We start from the raw sequence: 24,477 nt of genomic DNA, 5'->3' as shown, positions 1-24,477 counted from the left end.
GTAGCTTGTGCGATCGCTAATAGCTAATATTCTAACAGAATTTAATAACCCACATTCTTCTAAATCCATTCTTCGTCTGCTTGGGCTTTGATTAAAGTAGCTTTTAAATTTTCCCAGTCTATCTCTGAAGCTGGTTGATTTGTTAACAATTGACCTTGGTGGAGATGTATTAGTCGGGTGCAGAAGGCTTGTGCTAGTTCTAGTTGATGATTGACCATCAATATTGAGGTTGACTGGGTTTGAGTTAGCTGAATCAGGGTTTGAATTAAATTGGCTGATGTACCAGCATCTAACGCAGAGGTAGGTTCATCTAATAGTATGACTTTAGGTTGGGTAATTAAGGCTCGCGCGATCGCTATTAATTGTCTTTGTCCTGCTGAAAGTTGTAGTTCAGTTTTTGATAACCATTGATCAGGAATGTGCAGTTTTTCTTGCAAATCACTGATTTTTTGCTGAATTATCTGTTTAGATAAACCACGCAAAACTAGAGGATATGCTAAGGCTTCCTGAACGGTCATCCCCAATAACTTAGATTCTTGCTGTACTAATGTCACTTGTTGACGTAATTGAATCACTGGAATTTGACGATATTCCTGATTTTCTAGATATATTTTGCCGCTAGTTGGTTCAGTTAGTCTATTGAGGAGACGTAAAAGTGAAGTTTTACCAGCACCAGTAGTTCCGATGATGATTAGGCGATCGCCAGCAAATAATTCAAAGGAAATATCCTGTAAAATAGAGTATCCTGGCAAATTGCTGGAATGTTGACTTTTTAGCCTTGCTGACAGATTAACTTGCTCAATTTTTAATATGGGTCTGGGTGTGAGATTATTCAAAGTAGATGAGGGGTTGGGGAACATTACCAATTACGAACAGAGGTTTAACAGATTACACAGATTACACAGATTTGAAGATTATCCAATTACGAACACGGATTTAACGGATTACACAGATGACACGGATTTGCAGATTATCCAATTACCAATTACCAATTACCAATTACCAATTACCAATTACCAATTACCAATTACCAATTACTGCTGTATTGATAGTCCAAGCATCTACTAATAATAATAGTAAAGTAAAAGCAAATAAAATCATGTACATCCAAGGTTGAGCTAAAGGACGTACATCTTTAGTATCAATGCCTGTTTTAGTTTGTACAATATTCACTAAACGGGCAAATCCAGCTACACGCATTGGTAATAAATAACCTTTTCCATCTTGACTGAGAAAATAATAAACTAACCCACCTTGACCAGTGGTGCGGGGTTTTAATTCTTTAATATCTGACCAAGACAAATTCCAACCTTTACGAAAAAAGCCGGGAACCCAAACAGGGTAACATACCTTAATTCCTTGATCATCTACTATTACCCTTTCCGTTAACACTGCATACAATCCCACAAAACCGATGATAATTCCTGCTGATAATAATGTTGGTGGTGTGGGTGCATTGGTTACTTTAGCTAAAAAAGGTAAGGGAATTGTCAACGCTAAATATAGACTCAATAGAGTAATTCTAATTAACGGAGATAAACAAAAAATAGAAATTGAATTTGCTGTCATAGCTAGTAATAATTGTAGATTTTGATGTAAATACTCAGGATCTCATGTTAATACAAAACTTACACAAAATATATTTCAAAACCTCATTTCTCTGTGAACTCTGTGCCTCTGTGGTTCGTTTTTCATTATTATAAATATTTTTGTACAACAGTCCAACCCGTTAGAGACACCCAAGCAAAACCAATAAATAGCAAAATATTTGTGCTGATATGTAATGGTTTAGCCCAGGTTTTACTCGGACTAATTTGGGTAGCGCTAAAAACGGATAGTGCAACTAACCCTACTACTAATAATCCAGCAAATAAATGTGGTGAATGTCCCAAAGAACCAAAGTGTCCCAAAGTTCCAACAATACCAATAGCCAGAAGTAACAGAACTAAACTAACCATAATTATGCCGATTAGATAGTGGAGATCCCGGACTTTGTTATTGACTGCTGGTAATAAAACACCCAAAGGCGATCGCCCTGTGGTTCGGACTCGAAACATCCAAATACCCGTCAATGCTAACAAAAAATAAGCCAGCAACGAGAAACCCATAGACCAAGCGGCTATTTTCCATAACCATAAAAAAGAAGGTAGGTGCATAAAAACACAAATAAATTAAAAAATTACAGATTGATTACGTCCCTGTTGTTTAGCACGATAGAGTGCCTGATCTGCTTGATTAATCAGGTCTGCTGGTGATGTCTCAGAAGAGGGAAGCAGGACAGCAAGGCCAAGACTAATGGTGATTATATCACTGACTTTAGAGGCTTGGTGAGGAATGGCTAATTTTTTAACCGCCAGGTGAATGCGATCGCCAACAGCGATCGCCCCTTCAATATCAGTATCAGGCAAAATAACTACAAATTCTTCGCCACCATAACGAGCCAACAAATCTGTTGAACGACATACCATTTGTTCCACAGCCTGAGCAATTTTAATCAGGCATTCATCCCCTAATTGATGTCCGTAAAAATCATTATAGTTTTTAAAATAATCAACATCAAATAATAGTAAAGATAAATTTTTCTGTTCTCGATAGAGTCGATTCCATTCTTGCTTTAAATGATGATCAAAACAGCGTCGATTAGCAATTTTAGTTAACCCATCAGTATTTACTAGCTTTTCTAACTCTTGATTTGCTAATCTGAGGTTATATTCTGCTTGTTGCAAATGTTCTTCTACTTGTTTACGTTCGGTCGTATCTAAAACAACGCCATAAAATGCAACTTCTCCATTTTCCCTCTGTTCTGGACTAGACCTAGCTTTTATCCACTTAATTTTTCCTGAAGGAGTAATAATACGCCATTCATAATTAAAAAGAGACATAGTTTTTATGCTGTAATTTATAGCTTCTTCATAACCAGCACAATCATCAGGATGAAACTGCTCAAAGCACAGGTTAGGATTTTCAAGTGCCTCAGCAACAGTAATTTCATGAATATCCTCAAATGCACGAGTTATGTATTCATAATACCACGAACCGTCTAACCTTCTGACCGTAATATAAATTACTCCTGGTGAAGATGCTGAAATCTTCTGAAGCTGCTTTTTACTTTTAATTAAAGCTAATTCTGCTTCTTTGCGTTCACTAATATCTGTAACTCGCACCAAATCAACAATCTTACCTGCTATATTAATACGTTTAACTGCTAAATTACCCCAAAAATTTCTACCTGTTTTAGTCAAATATTCTATTTCTTGACTCCAAAAACCTAATTTATCTATATCATCAATAATCGTAGTTATTTCATCATCAGTAAATTGCCGCTTTTGTAATTTCTGCCCCTCAGTTCCAATTAGTTCTTCTTTGCTAGTAACTTCAAACATTTCTACAGCCCGGTTATTGCAATCAATAATTAAGGGATTGGGAACATCAACTAAAAAAATTGCATCAGTAGATTCGTTATAGATAGCTTCTCTTAGATCTCGACTTTTTCTGAGTTCTAATTCTGCCTGTTTACGATCAGTGACATCTTGAGATGTTCCTAAATTTTGTCTTACACTACCATCCGCATTTCTAGAGAATACCCTATCTCGACTATAAAGCCAACGCCATTGTCCTTGAGCATCCTTAACACGATATTCTATTTCAACGAACTCACAATCTTGCAAATTATAAAGCCGTTCCATGGTTTCATAAACGAGATGTAGATCATCGGGATGGCAGATAATAGCAAACAAATTTGCCCCCATTTCCTGAATTTGTGCAGCAGAATATCCCAAAAGTTCTCCGACTGAACGATTCATATAAATATTTTTCTGGGCAATATGGTCGTAAATATAAAGTAAGTTTGGTGTTAGCTGTGTAATTTGTTCAATAAAGTGTTGACTCTCCCGTAGTTGAACTTCTATTTGTTTGCGTAACCTAAGTTCTTCATAAATGTTGCTAACATCTCTCATCACGCCAATAACGCAATTCTGTTCGTCCAAATATTCTACTTTGGCTGATATTAAAACAGTCTTAATTTGCCTTGAATAAATGCGAATTTCTGCTTTAAAATTGAGGATAATTCCTTCATGGTTTAGAGTTTTTTTGAAGTAGTGTAAATCCTCTAAATTTTCCCAAAGCCCCAATTCTATGCAAGTTTTCCCAATGATATTTTCTTGGCTATCTCCCCAAAACTGGCAAAAACTTTGATTAACATTCAACAATCTTCCTGCGTTTAAGGTGGCAATCCAAACAGGGTCAGGAGTGGTATTAAAAATAGTTAAAAATTTGCTTTCCGATTCCTGAAAGGATTTTTTTATTTGAGTAGACATCTGGTTAAAAGATGTGGCTAAAACTTTTAGTTCTGCTATGGCTATATCTTCAGATAAAGACTCTTGCCATTCTCCTTTAGTCATCGCTTGACTAGCTCGACTCAATCGCAAAATTGGTTTAGCTATCCAGTATGCAGAAAAGCTACCAGTCCCAATGGAAATTACCAGCCCCAAACAACAAATCAAAAAGGTTCTGTAGATATTATCATCAATTTCTGATGTAAATTCTGATTGGGGAATTACTGTTATTACGAGCCAATTTAAACCGTAATTGTCCCTATAGGGTGTAACTCTGACAAAGGGTTTTTGTGATAAAGACAAATGGAAAAGTTGGGGTTTAGAAATTGCTTGTAAACTGCCAAACCGTTGTATTAAATCCTGGGTTACTTGACGAATTATAGGTTCACTGCTATTCAAAGCTTGCAGTCGTGTAGCTTTACCATTGATGATAGGTGCTGGAGATTCATCCCCGGAACTGGCAACAATTAATCCTGATTGCTCAATGATGAATATCTTACCCGATCTCCCATGATGTAGTGTTTTCAGAAATTGACTGATTTGTGAAAGTTTGAGATCAATACCAAGTACACCTAACAAATTTTTCTGCTGATCATAAACAGGAGCGCTGGCAGAAATACTGATGTAATCAGGTAAATCTCCCCAGGTGTAAATGGAACTCCAGATCGGTTTACCTGCTTTAACTGCATCTGAGTACCAAGCAGCTTGATTTGTTTGTGGGTTTTTAATGGTATAGATTAACTTGAGCCGATCGCCTTGGTTATCTGCTGAGTAGGCGCGGATTTTGCTAAGGTCAGATAGGGGAATTTCTGCAATTCGCAATTGATTACCCAGCCCATAACCAGCGCCAATAAATCCTCCTTTTTTGCTACCAAAGTTAACATAGGCAAAATTGAGCGATCGCACCTGACGATAAAAATATTTTCCTAAAGAGTTAAAATCATTCAAGTCTAAAATTCCTGACTCAAAAGCATCTAAATTTATGCGGTTAATTTCCTGAGCTTTCCCCAAATAACTATCTAAATGTTGCTCAACGCGATCGCTCACCTCTGTCATTAATTGATCTGCTACCTTCTCTATAGCCCTTTGTCCGCTACGGTAAGAAAAATAACCCACCAGTGTCGCCACTCCCACAGTTTGCAACACAAACGGCACAATCAGCAGAGTTCTTAGCGGCACTTTGGCAACTATTTTAACAAACCAGTAGAGGGGGGAATAGTTCATTTCATAACTGTAAAGTCATCCAATTTTAAACCACTTTACTAGAAGTTGTACAAATGTTTGATTACAATGTCTTTTTTAAACTGGATCAGATTTACTAAATAAAAAAGGTTACTGGATTCAGCAACCTCAAAATTAAACAAATTTGTTTTCTTAATCAACAAGATGCCAATCTTAAAAATTGTAAGGGTTTTCTACTATCTCCTATTTTGGTATTAATTACTGATGTGGCTACTGCCTTGGTATTTATGGGGTTTATTTCTGTAGATGATTTTGTATCAGATTCATCATCATGACTAGGTTCGGTCAGTGCCAGGCGATCGCATGGGATCGTATCTGATAAAATAGCACTGGCCATCATCCCCGTGTGAATCTCCATTTGAGCTTCTTTTGGGGCTTCAAAAACTAGCCTTTGTCCAGGAAAAACTACCCTTTCAAAATACCAGTTAGGAATATTGGAAATGCGAGCCACCTGTATCTTATTCGTGGCATTAACGTAGCAGCAGAGAAACTTCCCCGAATGCTCCGGTGGTAGAGGATCTAATATTTGAGCCATAACTGCTGAGGAGCTTGTACGCCACAACTTTACATTACACAATCCAAACTAGCATCCGATGATCCCCAATTGCTGTAACTCCGACTACCAACTGGAATTTTCTGCATCATTTATATCAAAGGGGAAAGGGAACAGGGAATAGGGAACGGGGAACAGGGAACAGGGAACAGGGAACAGGGAACGGGGAACGGGGAACGGGGAACAGTGTTATGGTAAAGATATATGAAATTTTTATTTGTCAAACCTATCTATCCATCGCCAAGGATAACCTTATCAACCAAAAATTGGCTCAAATGTCAAGAAAACCCTTCACCCAAATAACACCTATGAGCGACAATAAAATTCTCTATGTCCGCCTTCCCTGTAACCCCATCTTTCCCATTGGGGTTGTTTATCTCAGTGATCACGTCCATAAACTATTTCCCCACATCCAACAGCGCATTTTTGACTTGGGGACAGTACCACCTTTAGATTATGCCTCCGCCCTAGACCGTTGTGTGGATGAATTTAAACCCACACTCTTAGTCTTTTCTTGGCGAGATATTCAAATATATGCCCCCGTAGGTGGCCGTGGAGGTAATCCCCTACAAAACGCCTTTGAATTTTACTATGCAAAAAATCCTCTGTTGAAACTCAGGGGAGGATTAGGTGGTTTACGCATCTTCATCGCCTATTATGTCGAATTATGGCGTAATTTGGGATTAATCAAACGCGGGTTAAATCGCGCCCAAAAATATAACTCCCAAGCCAGGGTAGTTGTCGGTGGTGGTGCAGTCAGCGTTTTTTATGAACAATTAGGCAAAAGTTTACCTAAACAGACAATTATTTCCGTCGGTGAAGGAGAAACTCTACTAACAAAACTCCTCAGTGGCACAGAATTTAGAGACGAACGTTGCTATGTCGTCGGAGAAAATCAACCACGAAAACGCCTGATCCACGAACAACCCACAGCCCTAGAAAAAACTGCTTGTAATTACGACTACATCGAAACCATCTGGCCAGAATTTAACTATTACCTGCAAGAACAAGACTTTTATATTGGTGTACAAACAAAACGTGGTTGCCCCCATAACTGCTGTTATTGTGTTTATACCGTAGTAGAAGGTAAGCAGGTAAGAATTAATCCTGCCGATGAAGTGGTGGCAGAAATGCGACAACTATATAATCGGGGTATTCGTAACTTCTGGTTTACAGATGCTCAATTTATACCTGCCAGAAAATTTATTGACGATGCCATAGAACTCCTACAGAAAATTGTCGATTCTGGCATGACAGATATCCACTGGGCAGCATACATTAGAGCAGACAACTTGACACCAGAATTGTGTGAGTTGATGGCGAAAACCGGAATGAACTATTTTGAAATCGGCATTACTAGCGGTTCTCAAGAACTGGTGCGAAAAATGCGGATGGGGTATAACCTGCGGACTGTTTTACAAAACTGTCGTGATTTAAAAGCAGCAGGTTTTGATGACTTAGTTTCTGTCAACTACTCCTTTAATGTAATTGATGAACGTCCAGAAACCATTCGTCAAACCATCGCTTACCACCGCGAACTAGAAAGGATTTTTGGTGCAGATAAAGTTGAACCTGCCATTTTCTTCATCGGACTACAACCCCATACCCATTTAGAAGAGTATGCCTTTAAAGAAGGTATCCTCAAACCAGGGTATGATCCAATGAGTTTGATGCCTTGGACAGCGAAAAAACTCCTGTGGAATCCTGAGCCTTTGGGTTCATTTTTCGGGGAAGTATGCTTGCAAGCTTGGCAACAAAACCCCAATGATTTCGGTAGGGAAGTGATGAACATTCTCGAACAAAAGTTAGGTTGTGCCGAGTTGGAAGCAGCACTTTCTTCACCAATCGAGAATAAAGACAAACAATTGGCAAGTGTATAATCAAATTGAGTTTTGAGCATATATGTGGGTGTTGCTGGGCAATGCCCACCCTACTAAAATCCTCCACATTAGATATATCTAACTATAGATACTCTTCTCAGTATTCAGAATATATATTAGATTAGCTAGTCAGAGAATATTATCAATGCAATATTTATCGGTTAAGCGACAGCACAACCCAACAAAAGAACGTCAAACCAACCTACCTGATTTAATATTTTTAGCTTAACCGACAAGTATTGATCCCTAATTAGGTTATTTGTCAAGAAAAAATAATGTAAATTTATAGGTGTTGCTGAATCGGCCTATGATTCTTGAGTGCAGAAACATTTCATGTAACTTCTCTATCAGGATTTTGAATGTATGCAAGATCATTTTCATCTTCAAAATCAGCAATGCCAATTTATACAAATTTTGGTAGACTCAAAAAGCCAATTCATCTTAGAATAAAGATTATGGAAAAATATGATGTTGTGATTATCGGTGCAGGACATAACGGTTTAGTTTGTGCTGCTTATTTGCTCAAGGCTGGCTATAGCGTTCTGCTATTAGAAAAGCGTTCCGTTCCCGGTGGCGCGGCTACAACCGAAGAATGTATACCAGAACAAGCACCAGGATTTAAATTTAACCTGTGTGCCATTGACCATGAATTTATTCACTTAGGCCCAGTTGTTGAAGAATTAGAACTGACAAAATACGGCTTAGAATATCTAGAATGTGACCCAGTTGTTTTTTGTCCCCATCCTGACGGGAAGTATTTTTTAGCGCATAAATCTTTAGAAAAAACTTGTGCGGAAATTGCCCGTTATAATGAACGTGATGCCAAAAAATACGCCGAGTTTACAGACTACTGGCAACGGGCGATTAATGCCATGATTCCCATGTTTAATGCCCCACCAAAATCCATTATAGATATTTTTGGTAACTATAACGCTCAGAAAGTTAAAGATTTATTTTCGGTAATAGGTTCTCCAGGCAAAAGCTTTGATTTTGTTCGCACCATGCTCAACAGCGCCGAAGACATTCTCAACGAATGGTTTGATGAAGAATTTTTGAAAGCGCCACTTTCTAGATTAGCATCAGAACTCGGTGCGCCACCATCTCAAAAAAACCTGGCAATTGGTGTGATGATGATGGCAATGCGTCACAATCCTGGTATGGCTAGACCTCGTGGTGGGACGGGGGCATTGGTGCAAGCATTGGTGAAGTTGGTTACTAGCAAAGGTGGAGTAATTCTCACTGACCAGCACGTTGAAAAAATTCTAATTGATAATGGTAAAGCTGTCGGTGTGAGAGTTGCTGGTGGTAAAGAATATGGGGCTAAATATGGGGTAATTTCTAATATTGATGCCCAGCGTTTGTTTTTACAAATGACCGATAAAAATGAAATTGATGCAGTTGATCCTGATTTATGGGAAAGATTAGAACGTCGCATCATCAACAACAATGAAACTATCTTGAAGATAGATTTAGCCTTAGATGAACCTCTACATTTTCCTTACCACGCCCACAAAGATGAATATTTGATTGGGTCGATCTTAATTGCCGATTCAATGATTCATGTAGAACAGGCTCATAATAAATGTACATTAGGAGAAATTCCCGATGCTGACCCATCAATGTATGTGGTGATGCCTAGCGCCCTTGATCCTAGTTTAGCACCACCAGGAAAGCATACTTTATGGATTGAATTTTTTGCCCCCTATCAAATTGCCGGTGCAGAGGGAACGGGTTTAAAAGGAACCGGTTGGACTGATGATTTGAAAAATAAAGTTGCAGATAGGGTAATTGATAAATTGGCAACTTATTCGCCCAATGTTAAAGCAGCTACTATTGCTAGAAGAGTAGAAAGTCCGGCTGAATTGGGAGAAAGATTAGGTGCATACAAGGGGAATTATTATCATATTGATATGACTATGGATCAAATGATCTTTTTCCGACCTTTGCCAGAATTAGCCAATTATAAAACCCCCATTGACAATCTATTTTTAACAGGTGCAGGTACACATCCAGGTGGTTCAATTTCAGGAATGCCGGGACGCAATTGTGCCAGGGTATTTTTGCAAACCAAGCACCCCCTTAGTCAGACTTTAAAGGATGCAGGAAATTCGCTTAAATCTACTGTAGGGTCAGTATTTGGCATTAGTTAGGTATTGACACTGGGATAGATAATGTAAGTTGCTTTTTTAGTTGAGTAAGGTGGGTCAGAATTTGAGAATTAGTGATTTTAGCCAAAATTCTTCTGTCTGATGCACCCTACACACAACCTAAATTTAGCAGGTAATTTAAGACAAAAAATAATAGACCTCTTGCATAAATACTTTGGTGTCGCCAAGAATATTCTTGAAAAGCTCACGCAGAGACGCAGAGGCGCAGAGGCGCAATGAAAAATTTGGAAATCACGACTTTTGCAAGAAGTCTAATATCGGTGACAAGATGCACTAAATAGCCTGAACACACCGTAATTCTGAACTTTTCGTTTAATAATTACACTATAAAGACTTGTTTTGCTGTTAATTTTAAGTTGGGAAAGATTGAGGAAACGAGTTGATCATTATTTTGAAATAATCGCTTTTGATATTCATCACCGACTAAGGTACAAATTGTGATAGTTGGCTGTTTTGGTTTACCAATATATTCTCTCCCACCAATGCCCAAATAATCTACAATCCAATATTCTGGTATACCTAATAGGGCATAATCTTCAACTTTGCGGGCGTAGTCGTTTTGCCAATTTGTACTCACGACTTCTGCAATTAGTTTAATGGATTTTCCTGATGTAATTACAGGTTCTTTTTGCCATAATGGTTCATTAATTAGTTGTGTTTGGTCTAACACAATCACGTCGGGACGAAAGGCTGTGTCTGTTCCCAATAATTTAATTAAACAACGATGGGGAATAAAATATGGTAAGTCCTGATGATCGATTTCTACATTCAGTTTTCGCCCAATTAAAGATGATACTTGTTCATGGGGTCCTGTTGGTTCCATTTCCATTAATTCCCCATCAATAAGTTCATAATTATCATGATCACCGTATTGAGTAATAAATTCATTAACTGTGATCAATTTTATAAGTGATTGTACCATGATGATTTTTCCTCACGCTTAGGCAAATCTGTGGAACTTTCAGGACTTACGCAGAATATCTCTCAAAACTCATTTCTCTGTGAACTCTGTGCCTCTGTGGTTCGTTTTCAGTATTTTTACTGAATATGCGGATGTTGGTGGGCATTGCCCACCCTACGCGAAGGATATTCCGTAATTCCTGCGTAAGCTCTAAAACTGCTCGATAATTCCCCCACCCAATACTTTATCCCCGTCATACCAAACCGCAGCTTGTCCAGGAGTAATGCTGAATTGGGGTTCATCGAAAACTAAACGAATACGGGAATTTTCTAAAGGAATCACTGTCACGGGTACAGGTGCAGAACGATAACGAATTTGCACTTCTGCACGAATGGGGGTCTGAGGTTGGGCAATAGAAACCCAATTTACTCTATTTACTGTACATTCTGATTCTGTTCCTTTGGTGCGATCGCCCACAATTACTCTATTATTTGCTGCATCTAATTCAATCACATACAAAGGTTCAGCTGCAGCGATGCCTAAGCCTTTACGCTGTCCAATGGTGTAGTGATGGACTCCCTCATGTTGTCCCAAAACTTTACCTGTAGAATCAACGATATCACCCGGTTTGGGGGCTAAATATTTATCTAAAAATGCCCGCATCGAACCGTTACTTTCTACCAAACATAAATCTTGACTTTCTGGTTTATCGGCAGTTGTTAAATTGTATTCGGCTGCAATTCTTCGAGTATCGGTTTTGTTTAATTCACCCAGGGGAAAGATCGAAGCCCCAAGTAAATCCTGAGACAAATCATAAAGGAAATAGGATTGGTCTTTGTTGCGGTCAACTGCGCGTAATAATTGATAACGTCCGGTGGTGTCATCGTAGGAAATTCGGGCATAATGACCAGTAGCGATCGCATTACTTCCCAATTTTTCCCGCGCATACTCTACCATTGGACCAAACTTCACCGTTTTATTGCATTGGGAACATGGCAACGGTGTAATTCCCATACTGTAACCAGAGACTAAATAATCAACAATATTGGTTTGGAAGACATCCCGAATATCAACAATTTCATGGGGAATCCCCAACTGTTCGCAAATATTAGCCGCGTCGATCATGCCTTCAGAACAACATTGCCCCTTGCCTTTCATTAGCCAAAGGGTTAAACCAATTACTTCATAGCCCTGATGATGTAAGATAGCAGCAGCTACCGAACTGTCAACGCCACCAGAAAGACCAACGACAACTTTTTTCATACGAGCAGAACAGGAAAGTTCCTAGACTGAACAATTGTAGCACACGGATTTTTAAGTCTGGGAAGTTGGATATTTGTTGACAAAGTTTGCTAATCTATCTGCAAGTGTGTAGATCCTGATTACAATGTCTAAGTTAATACAGGCGACTTTTATAGCTACAGCTTTGTTGTTAGCACCAGCTAATTATTCTCAAGCTGGGACTTGTGCTTCTAATTGTGGAGCAAAACCACTGCAATTTAAACCTGGTCAATATATCCGTGTGGAAATTGTGAATCGTACTTCTAGCCTGGTTAATTTAGAGCAGTTTCCAGAAATGAGGCAAATTTCCCTAGAACCAGGACAGCAATTTAAATTTCATCAGGCAGGTGGAACAAAGTCAAATTTCTCTATGGTGTTTTGGAATCATGGGGGAACGTCGTTAAAAGCTGCCGTTTCTAAACCCAATTTTGGTACATTGCGTGTAGAAATTAAACCTGGTAATATTTACCCAGGCGATCGCTCTGTTTATATTCTTAATGATGGTCGTGTATCTGTATTTTGAATTATAGTTTATTGTCTCACGCAGAGACGCAGAGAGTGGGAGGAGTTTTTCATATTTGAGTAATTTGATTGGTTGCTTTTTTTAAGGCCTGCAATCCCCTCAAGGAACCTCGAATTAAGCGAGTTGCTGCTAGGGGTTGACGAATTAACCCCCAGGCTAGGGGTAAGGGTTGCAATGCACCATCTGGACTGATAGCTGATGACAAATTGGGGATATCATGATGACAATCATCGCTGACAACGCGCAAAATGGCTACTTCTACCGTTGGGGTGAGGGAATTAAAATATTCTAAAAAAGCGAAGCCTTCCATATCTACCACATCAGCGCCAGATTTTGCCCCTAAATCCCGTTTTTCTGCGGCTGACCAAATTAGGCGATCGCTAGTTAAACTCTTGACAAAAGACACGTTATCTGCAAATAGGGAATGAAGTTCGCTAGTGAAAGCAGAATTACAGCTTTGCAAATTTCCCTGATAACCACAACTCTGATATAAAACTAGATCACCAACGGTATAGTTGGGACTTAAACTCCCGCACAGACCCATCAACAAAACTCTAGTGCTGGGAGGAGGAGATTGTTGTAAATATTGGCGTAACGGTTCAACACCAACAGGAATAGGAATCACTGTTGGCCGAGTACCGACTTGATTTAATCCCCGACATACAGCTTGGTATTCTGCACCTTGGGGTACTAAAATTATACCTGTTGAAAAAGACATAGGGCAGGGGGCAGGGGAGTATCGCAATACGCCCCTACTGTCAATAACTTCTTTCTTCTTTCTTCGCGTTCTTTGCGTCTTTGCGGTTTATTATAATCCGTATTCTTCCAGATAGAACATCACTTGACCAGATTCAGGACTATTCTTCCTCCTGACTCCTGACTCCTGACTCCTAGCCCTAACCAAAAGACTTTTCTAGCAAGTCCTATTTATATATTTTGCCCAATGGTAAAACCAAAAAACTCAACATCTGCCCGTAACTTATTCAATATTTCCAAATTAGCCATTGAATTTTCCTGGCTAACAGTGTGTTTTTGGATAGGTGTAGTCGTAGCGGGTATATTAGCCTTCAGTTCCCTCAAATACGCCTTATTTCCAGATATTACCTTTCCGGTAGTGGTAGTAAATGCCCAAGCACCATTGACAACAGCCCTAGACACAGAGACAAAAATCACCAAACTACTGGAAGAAAACCTCAATAACCTCAAAGGATTAGAGAAAATTCGCTCATCTACCTATCCTGGACAAACAGCCGTTAGCCTGTCCTTTGTGGTGGGGACAAATTTAGAAAAGGCTACCAAGGAAACCGAAACAGCCTTAAAACAGTTAACCTTACCCCAAGGAGCAACCTATAAAATCATACCTTTGAATTTAAACGAGTCATCAGTGGTTAGTTACGCCATTGAAAGCCCGTCTAGGAATTTACAAGAACTGCGATCGCTCACTCAAGATAAAATAGTCCCAGCGATCGCTAAAATATCAGGAGTCCTGAAAGTCTCTCTCTTAGGTGATGGTAACTTTGCCCCACCCCCAACCGCCACCACTGGACTACCCCCAGCAGGGACTTTAATCAGATTTAATGGTAAAGATTCCCTAGCTTTACAAGTAATTAAAACCGGTGACGCTAACACCCTAGAAGTCGTGAGTCGGGTAGAAACAGAAGTCCAAAATCTCCGTTCTACCCTCCAAGATGTCACCATTACCCTAGCTGCTACTCAAGCAGAGTACATCCGAAACGCCACTGATTCCACCATAGAAGCCCTGATAGAGGCGATAATTTTAGCAGTCGTGGTGATTTTCCCTTTTTTATGGAATTGGCAAGCTACAGTTATTTCAGCCTTGGCCATTCCCATTTCTTTGTTAGGCACATTTATCGTTATGGCGATATTTGGCTTTAACTTAGAAACCATTACCCTACTAGCTTTAGCTTTGGTTATTGGTAGTATTGTTGATGATGCGATCGTTGATGTCGAAAACATCGTCCGGCACGTTGAAAAGGGCGAAAATACCAGAGAAGCAGCCATCGCTTCCACCAGTGAAGTTGGTGTACCCGTCACTGCTGCCACCTTTACAGCCGTAGGAGTCTTTTTACCGATTGGCTTAATGGGAGGGGTAGTCGGTCAATTCTTCAAACCCTTCGGTATTACAGTTTCTGCGGCTATGCTGATCTCTTTACTCGTAGCGCGGACTTTATCCCCAGTGCTTTGTATTTACTGGCTTAAATCCCCTACACAGCCGGTTTCTCAACGCAAAGTTAGCAAACTTAACCAGTGGGGAGAGTCGATTGACAAAGCATACTGTAACTTATTGGCATGGTCTTTAAAACACCGTAATTTAGTTGTCAGTTTAGCTATCCTCAGTTTTGTTGGTGGGATGGCCCTCATACCCTTAATTCCCAAAGGCTTTATTCCTAAACTTGACCGGGGAGAATTTAATATAGTTTATACGGCTCCCTTACCTACTCTTCCTGATCTTTCACCAGAGGACTTAGCAAAACTAGCACAACAAGCAAAACAAGGAAGACAACCGGGACAAGTAAATACCCAAGCGCTCGGACAAAATAATTTTTCCTCTGCTGGTGTTGCTGGATTAGCTTCTTCATTAACAACTCCCATTCCCAATCCTTTAAATGATTCTTTGGGTGTTGCTAAAAAACTGGAAGAAGTTGTGAGAAAGTCTCCAGAGGTGGAAACTGTATTTACTACTGTGGGTTCTCGTTCTGGTGAACCAAACAAAGGCACACTTTATGTCAAACTCAAATCAGACCGAACAATAAAAACCGCAGATTTGCAAGATCAATTCCGCGCTTCTTTGCCTAATCTGCCAGGGGTAACTACAAGTGTAGAAGATATTCAATTCGTTGACACTGGTGGTCAAAAACCTTTACAAATATCTTTGCGGGGGGATGATTTACAGGCTTTATACAAAGCTGCTAAGGATATTAAAACCCGAATTGAAAAAATCCCAGGATTGGCTGATGTCACTGTAACTGGTGAATCTAACCAAAAAGGTGCAATTTTGGAAATTGAACGGTTAAGTAATCAGCGAGTAGCCTATGTTAATGCCAATTTGGGTAAAGATATAACCTTGGGAAATGCAACAGATCAAGTAGTAGCTGAAGCTAAAGCTGTGATACCTGCTGGTGTTTCTTTAGATTTGGGTGCAGATTCGGCTATTCAAGGGGAAATATTTGGCAGTTTTGCTCGTACTTTAGGTTTATCATCTTTCTGTATTATTGGGATTTTAATTTGGCTGTTTAGAGGCTGGGTAGACCCGATTGTGATTGGTATTTCTTTACCTTTTGCCTTGGTGGGAGCGTTGTTAGCACTGCTGATGAGTAAAAGTGATTTTGGGATGATTTCCTTAATTGGCTTTGTGTTCTTATTAGGTATTGCCAATAAAAACGCCATTTTAATTGTTGATGGGATTAACCAATTAAGACAATCTGGATTAAGTCAAACAGAAGCCATTTTAGAAGCTGCTCCAATTCGATTTAGACCGATTATGATGACCAGCGCTTCCACTATTTTAGGGATGTTTCCCATTGCTTTGGGTTTAGGTGCTGGGTTTGAATTGCGATCGCCCATGGCCATAGCGATCGCTGGCGGTCTGGTCAGTTCTACTATCCTGAGTTTGGTAGTTGTACCAGTGGTTTACGCCATTTTAGATGATTGGTTTCCCCGGAAACATATCAGAACATAAATTGTAAATACACCAGAAGCCAGGAGTCAGCGTAGGTTGGGTTGACGTAAGGAAACCCAACGCATTTAAGGAAATCCAACGCATTTGTTGGGTTGCGTGCCTTAACCCAACCTACGAATCACGGCTTAATCAAACTCAAGCAGTTAGAAAATATCGTAAAGCAATAAATAATCTGTAGGGTGCGTCAGACAGAATAATTTAAACTAAAATCAACAATATTAAAAATCTGACGCACCTTAATTAATGTAAAAAAGCAACTTACGTTATTAGCTAGTTTTATCACCGAAATTAATCAAACTCAAGCGGTTAAAAAATATCGCAAAGTATTAAATAATTAATATTCAACCATGAAAACTGAAGATAGTCAACGAATACAAATATTTCTAGATAAATGGAAAGGTTCTCAAGGTAATGAACGAGCAAATTATCAGGGTTTCTTTTTAGAACTTTGTGATGCTTTAGCTGTAGATCGTCCATTACCAAAAGGAAGTGTACCCAATGACCCCTATTGTTTTGATAAAGACATCAAAATATTTAACAAAGATGGAGTAACCACCAATTTTGCTGATTTCTACAAAGAAGGACATTTTTTAATTGAAGCCAAACAAGGGGGAAATGCAAACAAACGCGGTACAGCTAAACGCGGGACTAAAACCTACGATATAGCGATGGAAAAGGCTTTTTATCAAGCTCAAAGTTATACGCCTTTTTTACCAAGTAAACCTCCTTTTTTAATTACCTGTGATATTGGTTCACATTTTGAATTTTGGGTAAGTTTTAGTGGTAATTATGGCGGTTATGGTGCGCGGGAAAAAATTGATCTTGATCAGCTTTTAGATGAAAAAGTATTTAATCGGTTTGTTGCTATATTTAATGATCCTCAAAGTCTCAACCCGGAAAAATATCGAGCGCGGGTAACTAGAGAAGTTGCTGATACTTTAGCTAAATTAGCGCGGTGGTTAGAAGATCAAGGAAACCAACCTCAAGAAGTCGCTAATTTCCTCATGCGCTGCATTTTTACGATGTTTGCAGAAGATGTAAAATTATTGAAAGGAGATGTTTTTACTAAAGCATTAAAAGAACGTTGGCTTGTTGAACCCAAGACGTTTAAACCCCAGATTGAGAAACTTTGGAAAATAATGAATATTGGGGGAGAATTTAACTTTGATGAAATTCCCCAATTTAATGGCAGCTTTTTTGCTGATGCGACAGCTTTTGATTTACCCAAAGAACAATTAGAGGTTTTATATGAAGCTGCAAATAAAGATTGGACTGAAGTAGAACCGGCGATTTTTGGAACATTATTAGAACGAGCTTTAGATAGTAAAGAACGCAAAAGTTTAGGAGCGCATTACACACCCCGATCTTATGTTGAGCGTTTGGTGCGTCCTGTGGTGATTGAACCTTTACGGGAAGAATGGTTATTAGTTGAATCGGAAGTGGATCGGTTTTTAACTCTTAAAGAAAAACAGAAAAAATCGACAAAAGGACAAATAGAAAAAGCTGAGGGTGAAATTCGGGCATTTTTAGATAAATTACAACAAATTCGCATTCTTGATCCGGCTTGTGGTTCGGGTAACTTTTTGTATGTGACGTTAGATTTGCTGAAAACATTGGAACAGGAAGTACAAATGCGCTTGCTGGATGTTTTGGGTAAGGTAACAACGAATTTATTAGAAGAATTTGACCCACGTTTAGCAGGAAGGAAACAGGTAAATCCGTCGCAATTTTTAGGGATTGAAATTAATCCTAGAGCAGCGGCTATTGCAGAATTAGTAATTTGGATTGGTTATTTGCAATGGCATTTTAAACGTTATGGAAGTACACCACCACCAGAACCTATTTTACAAGATTTTCATAATATTGAATTTCGTGATGCGGTGTTAGATTATGACGGAAGGGAGTTAGATATTGATCCTAAAACTGGCAAGGTAAAAACTCGTTGGGGTGGAACAATGATCAAGCATCCTGTGACGGGTGAAGATGTTCCAGATCCGAGTGATCAAATTCCTATTTATCGCTATATTAATCCTCGTCCTGCTATATGGCCAGATGCAGATTATATTGTTTCTAATCCTCCGTTTATTGGTAATAAAAGGATGAGAGAAGTTTTAGAAGATGGATATGTAGAAACTTTAAGAAATACATACACAAATGTACCTGATACGGTTGATTTTGTTATGTATTGGTGGGAAAAAGCCGCAAATTTAATCAGTCATAAAAAAGTTAAAAGTTTTGGATTTATTACCACAAACAGTATTACTCAATCATTTAATCGAGAAATTTTAAATAATTATCTTTCAAATCAAAAGATTTCTTTATTTTTTGCAATTCCTGATCATCCTTGGATAGATGAAAAAGATGGTGCTGCGGTACGTATTGCGATGACAGTTGGTGTTCCAGAAATTGAATTTCAAGGAAACTTATTAAAAACAAAAACTGAAGAGATAAAAGAAGACGGAATTTCAATCATTGAATTTGATACTGTTCGTGGTTTAATTCATCCTGATTTAACAATTGGAGCAAACATTACAGCAATGAAAGCTCTAAAATCAAATGAGAAAATGTCATTTCAGGGTGTCATACCTTTAGGGACAGGATTTCGGATTAATGAAACTGAATTAGATGATTTAGGTTTAGATATTAATAAATTACCATCTGTTGTCAAACCTTACATGATTGGACGTGATGTAGTTCAAAAATATCAACCGAAGTGGGTTATAGATTTTTTTGGTTTAAGTGCAAGTGAATCATCTTCAAAATATCCATATCTCTACCAGAGATTATTAGAAAAAGTCAAACCAATCCGTGATCAAAATAATAGAGAATCAAGAAAAGTAAATTGGTGGCTTTTTGGAGAAAATGCCCCCAAACTACGTAAAGCAATTGAAGGTATAAATAGATTTATTGTAACTCCAGATACTTCTAAATTTAAACCATTTACCTTTGTTAATGCTTCAGTTATTCCTGATGTTCAACTTTATTCAGTTGTTTCAGATGATGCTTGGATATTAGGTGTTTTAGAATCTTCTATTCATCAAACTTGGGTATTTGAGGTTGGTCCTACTTTAGAAGATAGACGACGTTGGAAACCATCAATTGTTTTCGATCCTTTTCCTTTCCCAAATCCTACACCAGAACAAAAACAGAAAATCCGTGAATTAGGAGAAAGATTAGACTCCCACCGCAAACGAGTCCAAACACAACATCCCGAAATCACAATTACCGGAATGTATAACCTGCTAGAAAAACTTCGCAAAGGTGAAACATTTACCGAAGCAGATAAAACATATAACAATAAAGCCCTAGTTTCCACCCTCAAACAAATTCATGATGAATTAGATAACGCCGTTTTTGATGCTTATGAATGGCAAGATTTAAAAGATGATAGCAAAACAAAAGCAGAAATTGAAGAAATAATTTTAGAACGATTAGTAGCCCTTAATGCTGAACGTGCCGAAGAAGAACGTAATGGTATAATTCGCTGGTTGCGTCCCGAATATCAAGCACCAAATGAAGTTACCCAACAAGTTTTAACTGAAGTAATGGAAACAGAAGAAACCGTCATAACTCCAGCAGAACAAAAAACCTTTCCTACACAACCAAAAGACCAACTTGCAGCAATCCGCGATTTACTACGCACCAATACCAGCGAGTGGACAGTCGCACAAATTGCGGCACAATTTAAAAATGGTGGAAGATATAAAAATGCAATTCTTGAAAACCTAGAAAGATTAGAATGGTTTGGTATTTTAATCTGTCGAGAAACAGGAGAAACTAAACGTTGGCAATATGTAGAAATATAGCAAAATCTCTGAATCAGGATTTATATGGGGATCTGGGGGTATCACATCCCACAGGAAAAAATTTCAAACACCCTCTGAGACACGGAGAGAAAAGGACTAAGGTATGATAGAGTTTACATAGTCTAAAAAATCAGTTTTAATTAAATTAAAATTATAAACAATAGAGGTTCTTCAGTACCTAGATATGCAAACTCTAGGCAAAAAAATCCCAGAAACATTAATCTGTATAAGAAATGAGGCAAAATTTCTAACATTATTCCAAAATATTGTCTCTTTCTCCTGTTCCCTCTTACCGACCATTTAGCATAACAACTACCGTAGAACCAAAATAAATTCACTATTACAATGGCAAAAGTCATTTTAGAACACCTAAAACGCAAATTTAATAATGTTACAGCAATTGAGGACATTAGCTTTGAGATTCCTGATGGGGAGTTTTGGGTGCTTGTGGGTCCATCCGGTTGTGGTAAGTCTACGATTTTGCGAACGATCGCTGGTTTAGAAACAATTACATCTGGTAAACTGTTTATTGGCGATCGCTTAATGAATGATATCCCGGCCAGACAGCGAGATGTGGCCATGGTATTTCAAAATTATGCCCTATATCCGCACATGACCGTGGCTCAAAATATCGCTTTTGGGATGGAGATGCGGAAAGTCAACCCAAAGATGATTCAAGAACGGGTAAAAACCGTAGCGCGATCGCTATCATTAGAACATCTATTAGATCGTAAACCCAAACAACTGTCTGGAGGACAACAACAAAGGGTAGCATTAGGGAGAGCGATCGCACGTCAACCCCAATTATTTTTACTTGATGAACCATTGTCTAATTTAGATGCCCAGTTGCGAGATGATACTAGGGCAGAATTAAAACAGTTACATCAACAATTAGGAATTACGACTATTTACGTTACCCATGATCAAGTTGAAGCGATGACTTTAGCTGATCAAATTGTCGTGCTAAATCAGGGTAAAATTCAACAAATTGGTGAACCCCAAAGTGTTTATACCCTTCCTGCTAATCAGATGGTGGCTACCTTTTTGGGTAATCCTCCAATGAATATTTTATCGGCTATTTATCGGGGTGATAATTTTGATATTGGTGGACAATTATTAGCAATTCCCAAGGATTTGCGTCAACGTTTGCGTTTATCTTCAGGACAACGTGTAAATTTGGGGATTCGGCCAGAACATATCAAAATTAGTAATTCAGAAGTCAATTTACAGCAATCAAAACTTTTAGTAGAAGTGAAACTAATAGAACCTTTGGGAAGAGAAACCTTGATTCGTGTTGGTTTATTCGATTCTTTGGGTCTTCTGAATGTGCAAGTAGCCGGAATTGTGCGATCGCATCCAGGCGATAATTTAAATTTGCAGTTAGATATGAACCAGTTGTGTGTGTTTAATCCGAGTACAGGAGAAAGGATGTTCCCGATATTTTGAATTATGTTGATGGGAGAGGAATTAAACGCAGATTAACGCAAATTAACGCAGATCAAGGATCAATTCCAATAGACATCTCCGGTAAAGATTGTAGAGACGTTCCATGGAACGTCTCTACAGGGGTTTAAGGTTTAATCGGTTTGGGTTAGTTGTCATGGTATTTTAGGCTGGTATGGGTGAGATACAATTCCTCTTTTAAACTGGACTTTAGACCCAGAACTAAAGTTTTAATTCACATTTCTAGGAGTTACGCACTGTACAAAACACAGATGATATGTATAAACGAAATTGCCTAGTTTTAGGCTTTATTTTATAGTCTGTAGTAGTCTGTAGGGTGCGTCAGACAGAATAATTTAGGCTAAAATCAGTAATTTCAATATTCTGACGCACCTGACTTCATCTAAATTAGTGCGGTGCGTCAGATAGAAAAAATCTATTGTTTGCTAAATTATCGGGTCTGACGCACCCTACAATAGATAAAATCCATGATCCTTATGTAATAGATTTTGTCAATGCGTAACTCATAATTTCTTTCTTTCTGCCTTCTTTATAAGTTTAGTATGGAATAGGACTTAATTAGCTGGTACAAGTTTAAATCCTGTAGCTTTGAGTATTTCTTGAGCGTTTTTTCTAACTACAAGAGTTGTAGGAGCATTACCTTCTTCTGTTATAGTTTGCTCTAAAGTATAAGCATAATCGCCATTAATCCAACCTGTTACACATTTACCATCTCGACAACTAATTTTACCACCAGTTAAATTAATACATTTGCCTGTTTTATCGCATCCTTGATAAGTTAAATCTCCTGTACCATTAACACCTGACCAAGAATTACTATTACCAATGGTAATTGTCCATTCACCATTACTTAAAGTTTGTGTATTGCTATCTGGAGATTTTGTTGATGGTTCTGTTTCTAAAACCTCCATTTTAGTGATGATAGATTCTTTGCGAGTTTTACCACAGGGTTCATTACTTTGACAATCACTAACTGATTCTATTTGATAAGTAGCACGTACTTTTTTATTTAAATATTTTGTTGCTGCTGCACAGATTTCAAAACTTGACCCTACATTATATTTAGTTCCATTTTCATCTACTAAAGTAGCGTAACACAACAGATCACCATTTACTAATTCTTTGACTATTCCAACTTGGGGCTGTTTATTAGGAATATTGGCTGCAATTTGCTGAGAAGGAACTTGTGTTGGCGAATTTTGTGGTTGATCATTTGTTGCAGTGTCATATTGAATTTGAGTACCTGTCCCAGTATTTAAGGAATTTTCAGCTTGGGGTTGTTCAACAGAATTGGTTTGTGAATTACCACAACTGATAAGGGAGATACAACCAATTATTAACGAAATTGTTGGAATTAATGTTTTCATGATGCTCCTGAAAAATAATTATACTGTACACTATTAGGTTTTAAATTCTTAATCTCTGTAGAGACGTTCCATGGAACGTCTCTACATTTGTGAATAAAACAGCAATATCAAGAGTGTAAATTTTATCGAGCAGATTTGAGCAAATCGCTAGGAGCAAAAGCACCATTTTCTGTAATAATAGCGGTGATTAATTCTGCTGGGGTGACATCAAAAGCTGGGTTATAAAATTCTACTTCTGATGGGGTGATAACAGTATCACCAATTTGGTAAATTTCGACTGGGTGACGTTCTTCAATGGGAATTTTATTACCATCAGCTAACTGGAAATCAACGGTAGATAGGGGTGCAGCAACAAAGAAGGGGATATGATGTTTTTGAGCAACGATCGCTAAACTGTAAGTACCAATTTTATTAGCGGTGTCACCATTGGCAGCGATTCTGTCAGCACCTACTACCACAGCATCAATTAAACCTTGTTTCATGCAATGGGCGGCCATGTTATCAGTAATCACTGTCACCGGAATCCCTTCTTGTACACATTCCCAAGCGGTGAGTTTTGCACCTTGTAAGCGGGGACGGGTTTCATCGGCAAATACGCGCCACAAGCGATTTTCGCGCCAAGCGGAACGCACTACACCCAAAGCTGTACCATAACCGGCAGTTGCTAATGCGCCGGCGTTACAGTGGGTGAGGATGGTCAATTTTTCGGGATTTTTGGGTAAAGCTGCTAAACCATGATCGCCGATCGCTTGACAGGTTTGCAAGTCTTCTTTATTAATTGCTACGGCTGTTTCTAGGAGAGTTTGTTTGATTTCTTCTACATTGCCCAGGGTTTCATAGGCTGTTTGCATCATTCTACCAATTGCCCAAAACAAATTAACGGCGGTGGGACGGGTAGAACGCAACAGTTGGGCGACTTGTTCTAAACCTAGCAAAAATTCATGGCGATCGCTAGTTTCAATTTCTCTCGCGCCTAAGTACATTCCATAGGCTGCGGCGACACCAATCGCTGGCGCACCACGGACAATCATCGTTTTAATCGCTTCGGCCATGTCTTCGCTGCGATGAATTTCCACCACAACATACTCATTTGGTAAGCGGGTTTGATCAATGAGTCTGACTGAGTTATCGTGCCAAATAACGGGATAGAGCATAGTAATGGGTGATGGGTGATAGGTAATGGGTAATGGGTAATGGGTAATGGGTGATGGGTGATGGGTGATTAGTTTAGGAACGATGTTTCCATGGTGCGGAACGA

Annotated in this window: 16 protein-coding genes; 6 read left to right on the top strand and 10 right to left on the bottom strand. The window is 38.7% G+C overall.

Translation table 11 applies throughout. From position 1 onward, the window contains the following. Positions 1 to 59: 59 nt before the first annotated feature. The 5 genes from VB711_RS22420 to VB711_RS22400 form a co-directional block, all read right to left on the bottom strand. Entirely contained in the window at positions 60 to 860 is an 801-nt protein-coding gene (locus VB711_RS22420; RefSeq protein ID WP_323288536.1) for an ABC transporter ATP-binding protein, read from the bottom strand. A 160-nt stretch (positions 861 to 1,020) separates the two neighbouring features. Beyond that, positions 1,021 to 1,569 (bottom strand): hypothetical protein, encoded by a 549-nt coding sequence (locus VB711_RS22415; protein ID WP_323288535.1) that lies wholly within the window; start codon positions 1,567 to 1,569, stop codon positions 1,021 to 1,023. Positions 1,570 to 1,697: 128 nt separating this feature from the next. Continuing rightward, the gene (locus tag VB711_RS22410; protein WP_323288534.1) at positions 1,698 to 2,156 is read right to left on the bottom strand and encodes a DUF4079 domain-containing protein; all 459 of its coding nucleotides are present in this window, start codon (positions 2,154 to 2,156) and stop codon (positions 1,698 to 1,700) included. Between the two features lie 15 nt (positions 2,157 to 2,171). After that, the gene (locus VB711_RS22405) at positions 2,172 to 5,558 is read right to left on the bottom strand and encodes a diguanylate cyclase domain-containing protein (RefSeq protein WP_323288532.1); all 3,387 of its coding nucleotides are present in this window, start codon (positions 5,556 to 5,558) and stop codon (positions 2,172 to 2,174) included. Between the two features lie 154 nt (positions 5,559 to 5,712). Further along, positions 5,713 to 6,111: a DUF1830 domain-containing protein gene (locus VB711_RS22400; protein ID WP_323288531.1), complete on the bottom strand. Its 399-nt coding sequence runs from the start codon at positions 6,109 to 6,111 to the stop codon at positions 5,713 to 5,715. Positions 6,112 to 6,437: 326 nt separating this feature from the next. Here VB711_RS22400 and VB711_RS22395 point away from each other — a divergent pair, with 326 nt between their 5' ends. Next, positions 6,438 to 8,009 (top strand): photosystem II high light acclimation radical SAM protein, encoded by a 1,572-nt coding sequence (locus VB711_RS22395; protein WP_323288539.1) that lies wholly within the window; start codon positions 6,438 to 6,440, stop codon positions 8,007 to 8,009. A gap of 455 nt (positions 8,010 to 8,464) precedes the next feature. Further along, positions 8,465 to 10,159 (top strand): beta-carotene ketolase CrtO, encoded by a 1,695-nt coding sequence (crtO, locus tag VB711_RS22390; protein ID WP_323288538.1) that lies wholly within the window; start codon positions 8,465 to 8,467, stop codon positions 10,157 to 10,159. Positions 10,160 to 10,496: 337 nt separating this feature from the next. On the opposite strand, the gene VB711_RS22385 is transcribed toward crtO, so the two are convergent. Together VB711_RS22385 and mnmA are read right to left on the bottom strand one after the other, a co-directional pair. Further along, positions 10,497 to 11,099 carry a Uma2 family endonuclease gene (locus VB711_RS22385; RefSeq protein WP_323288530.1) on the bottom strand — a complete coding sequence of 201 codons (603 nt, stop codon included), beginning with the start codon at positions 11,097 to 11,099 and terminating at the stop codon, positions 10,497 to 10,499. Between the two features lie 189 nt (positions 11,100 to 11,288). Further along, positions 11,289 to 12,341, bottom strand: a complete 1,053-nt coding sequence (mnmA, locus tag VB711_RS22380; RefSeq protein ID WP_323288529.1) for a tRNA 2-thiouridine(34) synthase MnmA — start codon at positions 12,339 to 12,341, stop codon at positions 11,289 to 11,291. A 124-nt stretch (positions 12,342 to 12,465) separates the two neighbouring features. Here mnmA and VB711_RS22375 point away from each other — a divergent pair, with 124 nt between their 5' ends. After that, positions 12,466 to 12,882 carry a hypothetical protein gene (locus VB711_RS22375; RefSeq protein ID WP_323288528.1) on the top strand — a complete coding sequence of 139 codons (417 nt, stop codon included), beginning with the start codon at positions 12,466 to 12,468 and terminating at the stop codon, positions 12,880 to 12,882. Positions 12,883 to 12,931: 49 nt separating this feature from the next. Here VB711_RS22375 and VB711_RS22370 read toward each other — a convergent pair whose 3' ends face one another. Continuing rightward, positions 12,932 to 13,600, bottom strand: coding sequence for a phosphorylase (locus tag VB711_RS22370; protein WP_323288527.1), 669 nt, complete (start codon positions 13,598 to 13,600; stop codon positions 12,932 to 12,934). Positions 13,601 to 13,825: 225 nt separating this feature from the next. Between VB711_RS22370 and VB711_RS22365 the strand changes: the two genes are divergently transcribed. From VB711_RS22365 to VB711_RS22355, 3 genes are all read left to right on the top strand, one after another. After that, positions 13,826 to 16,582, top strand: a complete 2,757-nt coding sequence (locus tag VB711_RS22365; RefSeq protein ID WP_323288526.1) for an efflux RND transporter permease subunit — start codon at positions 13,826 to 13,828, stop codon at positions 16,580 to 16,582. Between the two features lie 347 nt (positions 16,583 to 16,929). Further along, positions 16,930 to 20,388: a class I SAM-dependent DNA methyltransferase gene (locus VB711_RS22360; RefSeq protein WP_323288524.1), complete on the top strand. Its 3,459-nt coding sequence runs from the start codon at positions 16,930 to 16,932 to the stop codon at positions 20,386 to 20,388. Between the two features lie 345 nt (positions 20,389 to 20,733). Next, positions 20,734 to 21,834 carry an ABC transporter ATP-binding protein gene (locus VB711_RS22355; protein ID WP_323288522.1) on the top strand — a complete coding sequence of 367 codons (1,101 nt, stop codon included), beginning with the start codon at positions 20,734 to 20,736 and terminating at the stop codon, positions 21,832 to 21,834. 572 nt (positions 21,835 to 22,406) lie between these two features. Here the strand turns inward: VB711_RS22355 and VB711_RS22350 are convergent. Together VB711_RS22350 and mtnA are read right to left on the bottom strand one after the other, a co-directional pair. Beyond that, positions 22,407 to 23,219 (bottom strand): hypothetical protein, encoded by an 813-nt coding sequence (locus tag VB711_RS22350; RefSeq protein WP_323288520.1) that lies wholly within the window; start codon positions 23,217 to 23,219, stop codon positions 22,407 to 22,409. 122 nt (positions 23,220 to 23,341) lie between these two features. Next, entirely contained in the window at positions 23,342 to 24,373 is a 1,032-nt protein-coding gene (mtnA, locus tag VB711_RS22345) for an S-methyl-5-thioribose-1-phosphate isomerase (RefSeq protein WP_323288537.1), read from the bottom strand. Positions 24,374 to 24,477: the final 104 nt, after the last annotated feature.

The organism is Cronbergia sp. UHCC 0137 (assembly GCF_034932285.1).
In the GTDB taxonomy this organism is placed as follows: Bacteria; Cyanobacteriota; Cyanobacteriia; order Cyanobacteriales; family Nostocaceae; genus Cronbergia.
The sequence above is the reverse complement of the archived record's forward strand: the minus strand, read 5'-3'. Positions and strand labels throughout refer to the sequence as shown.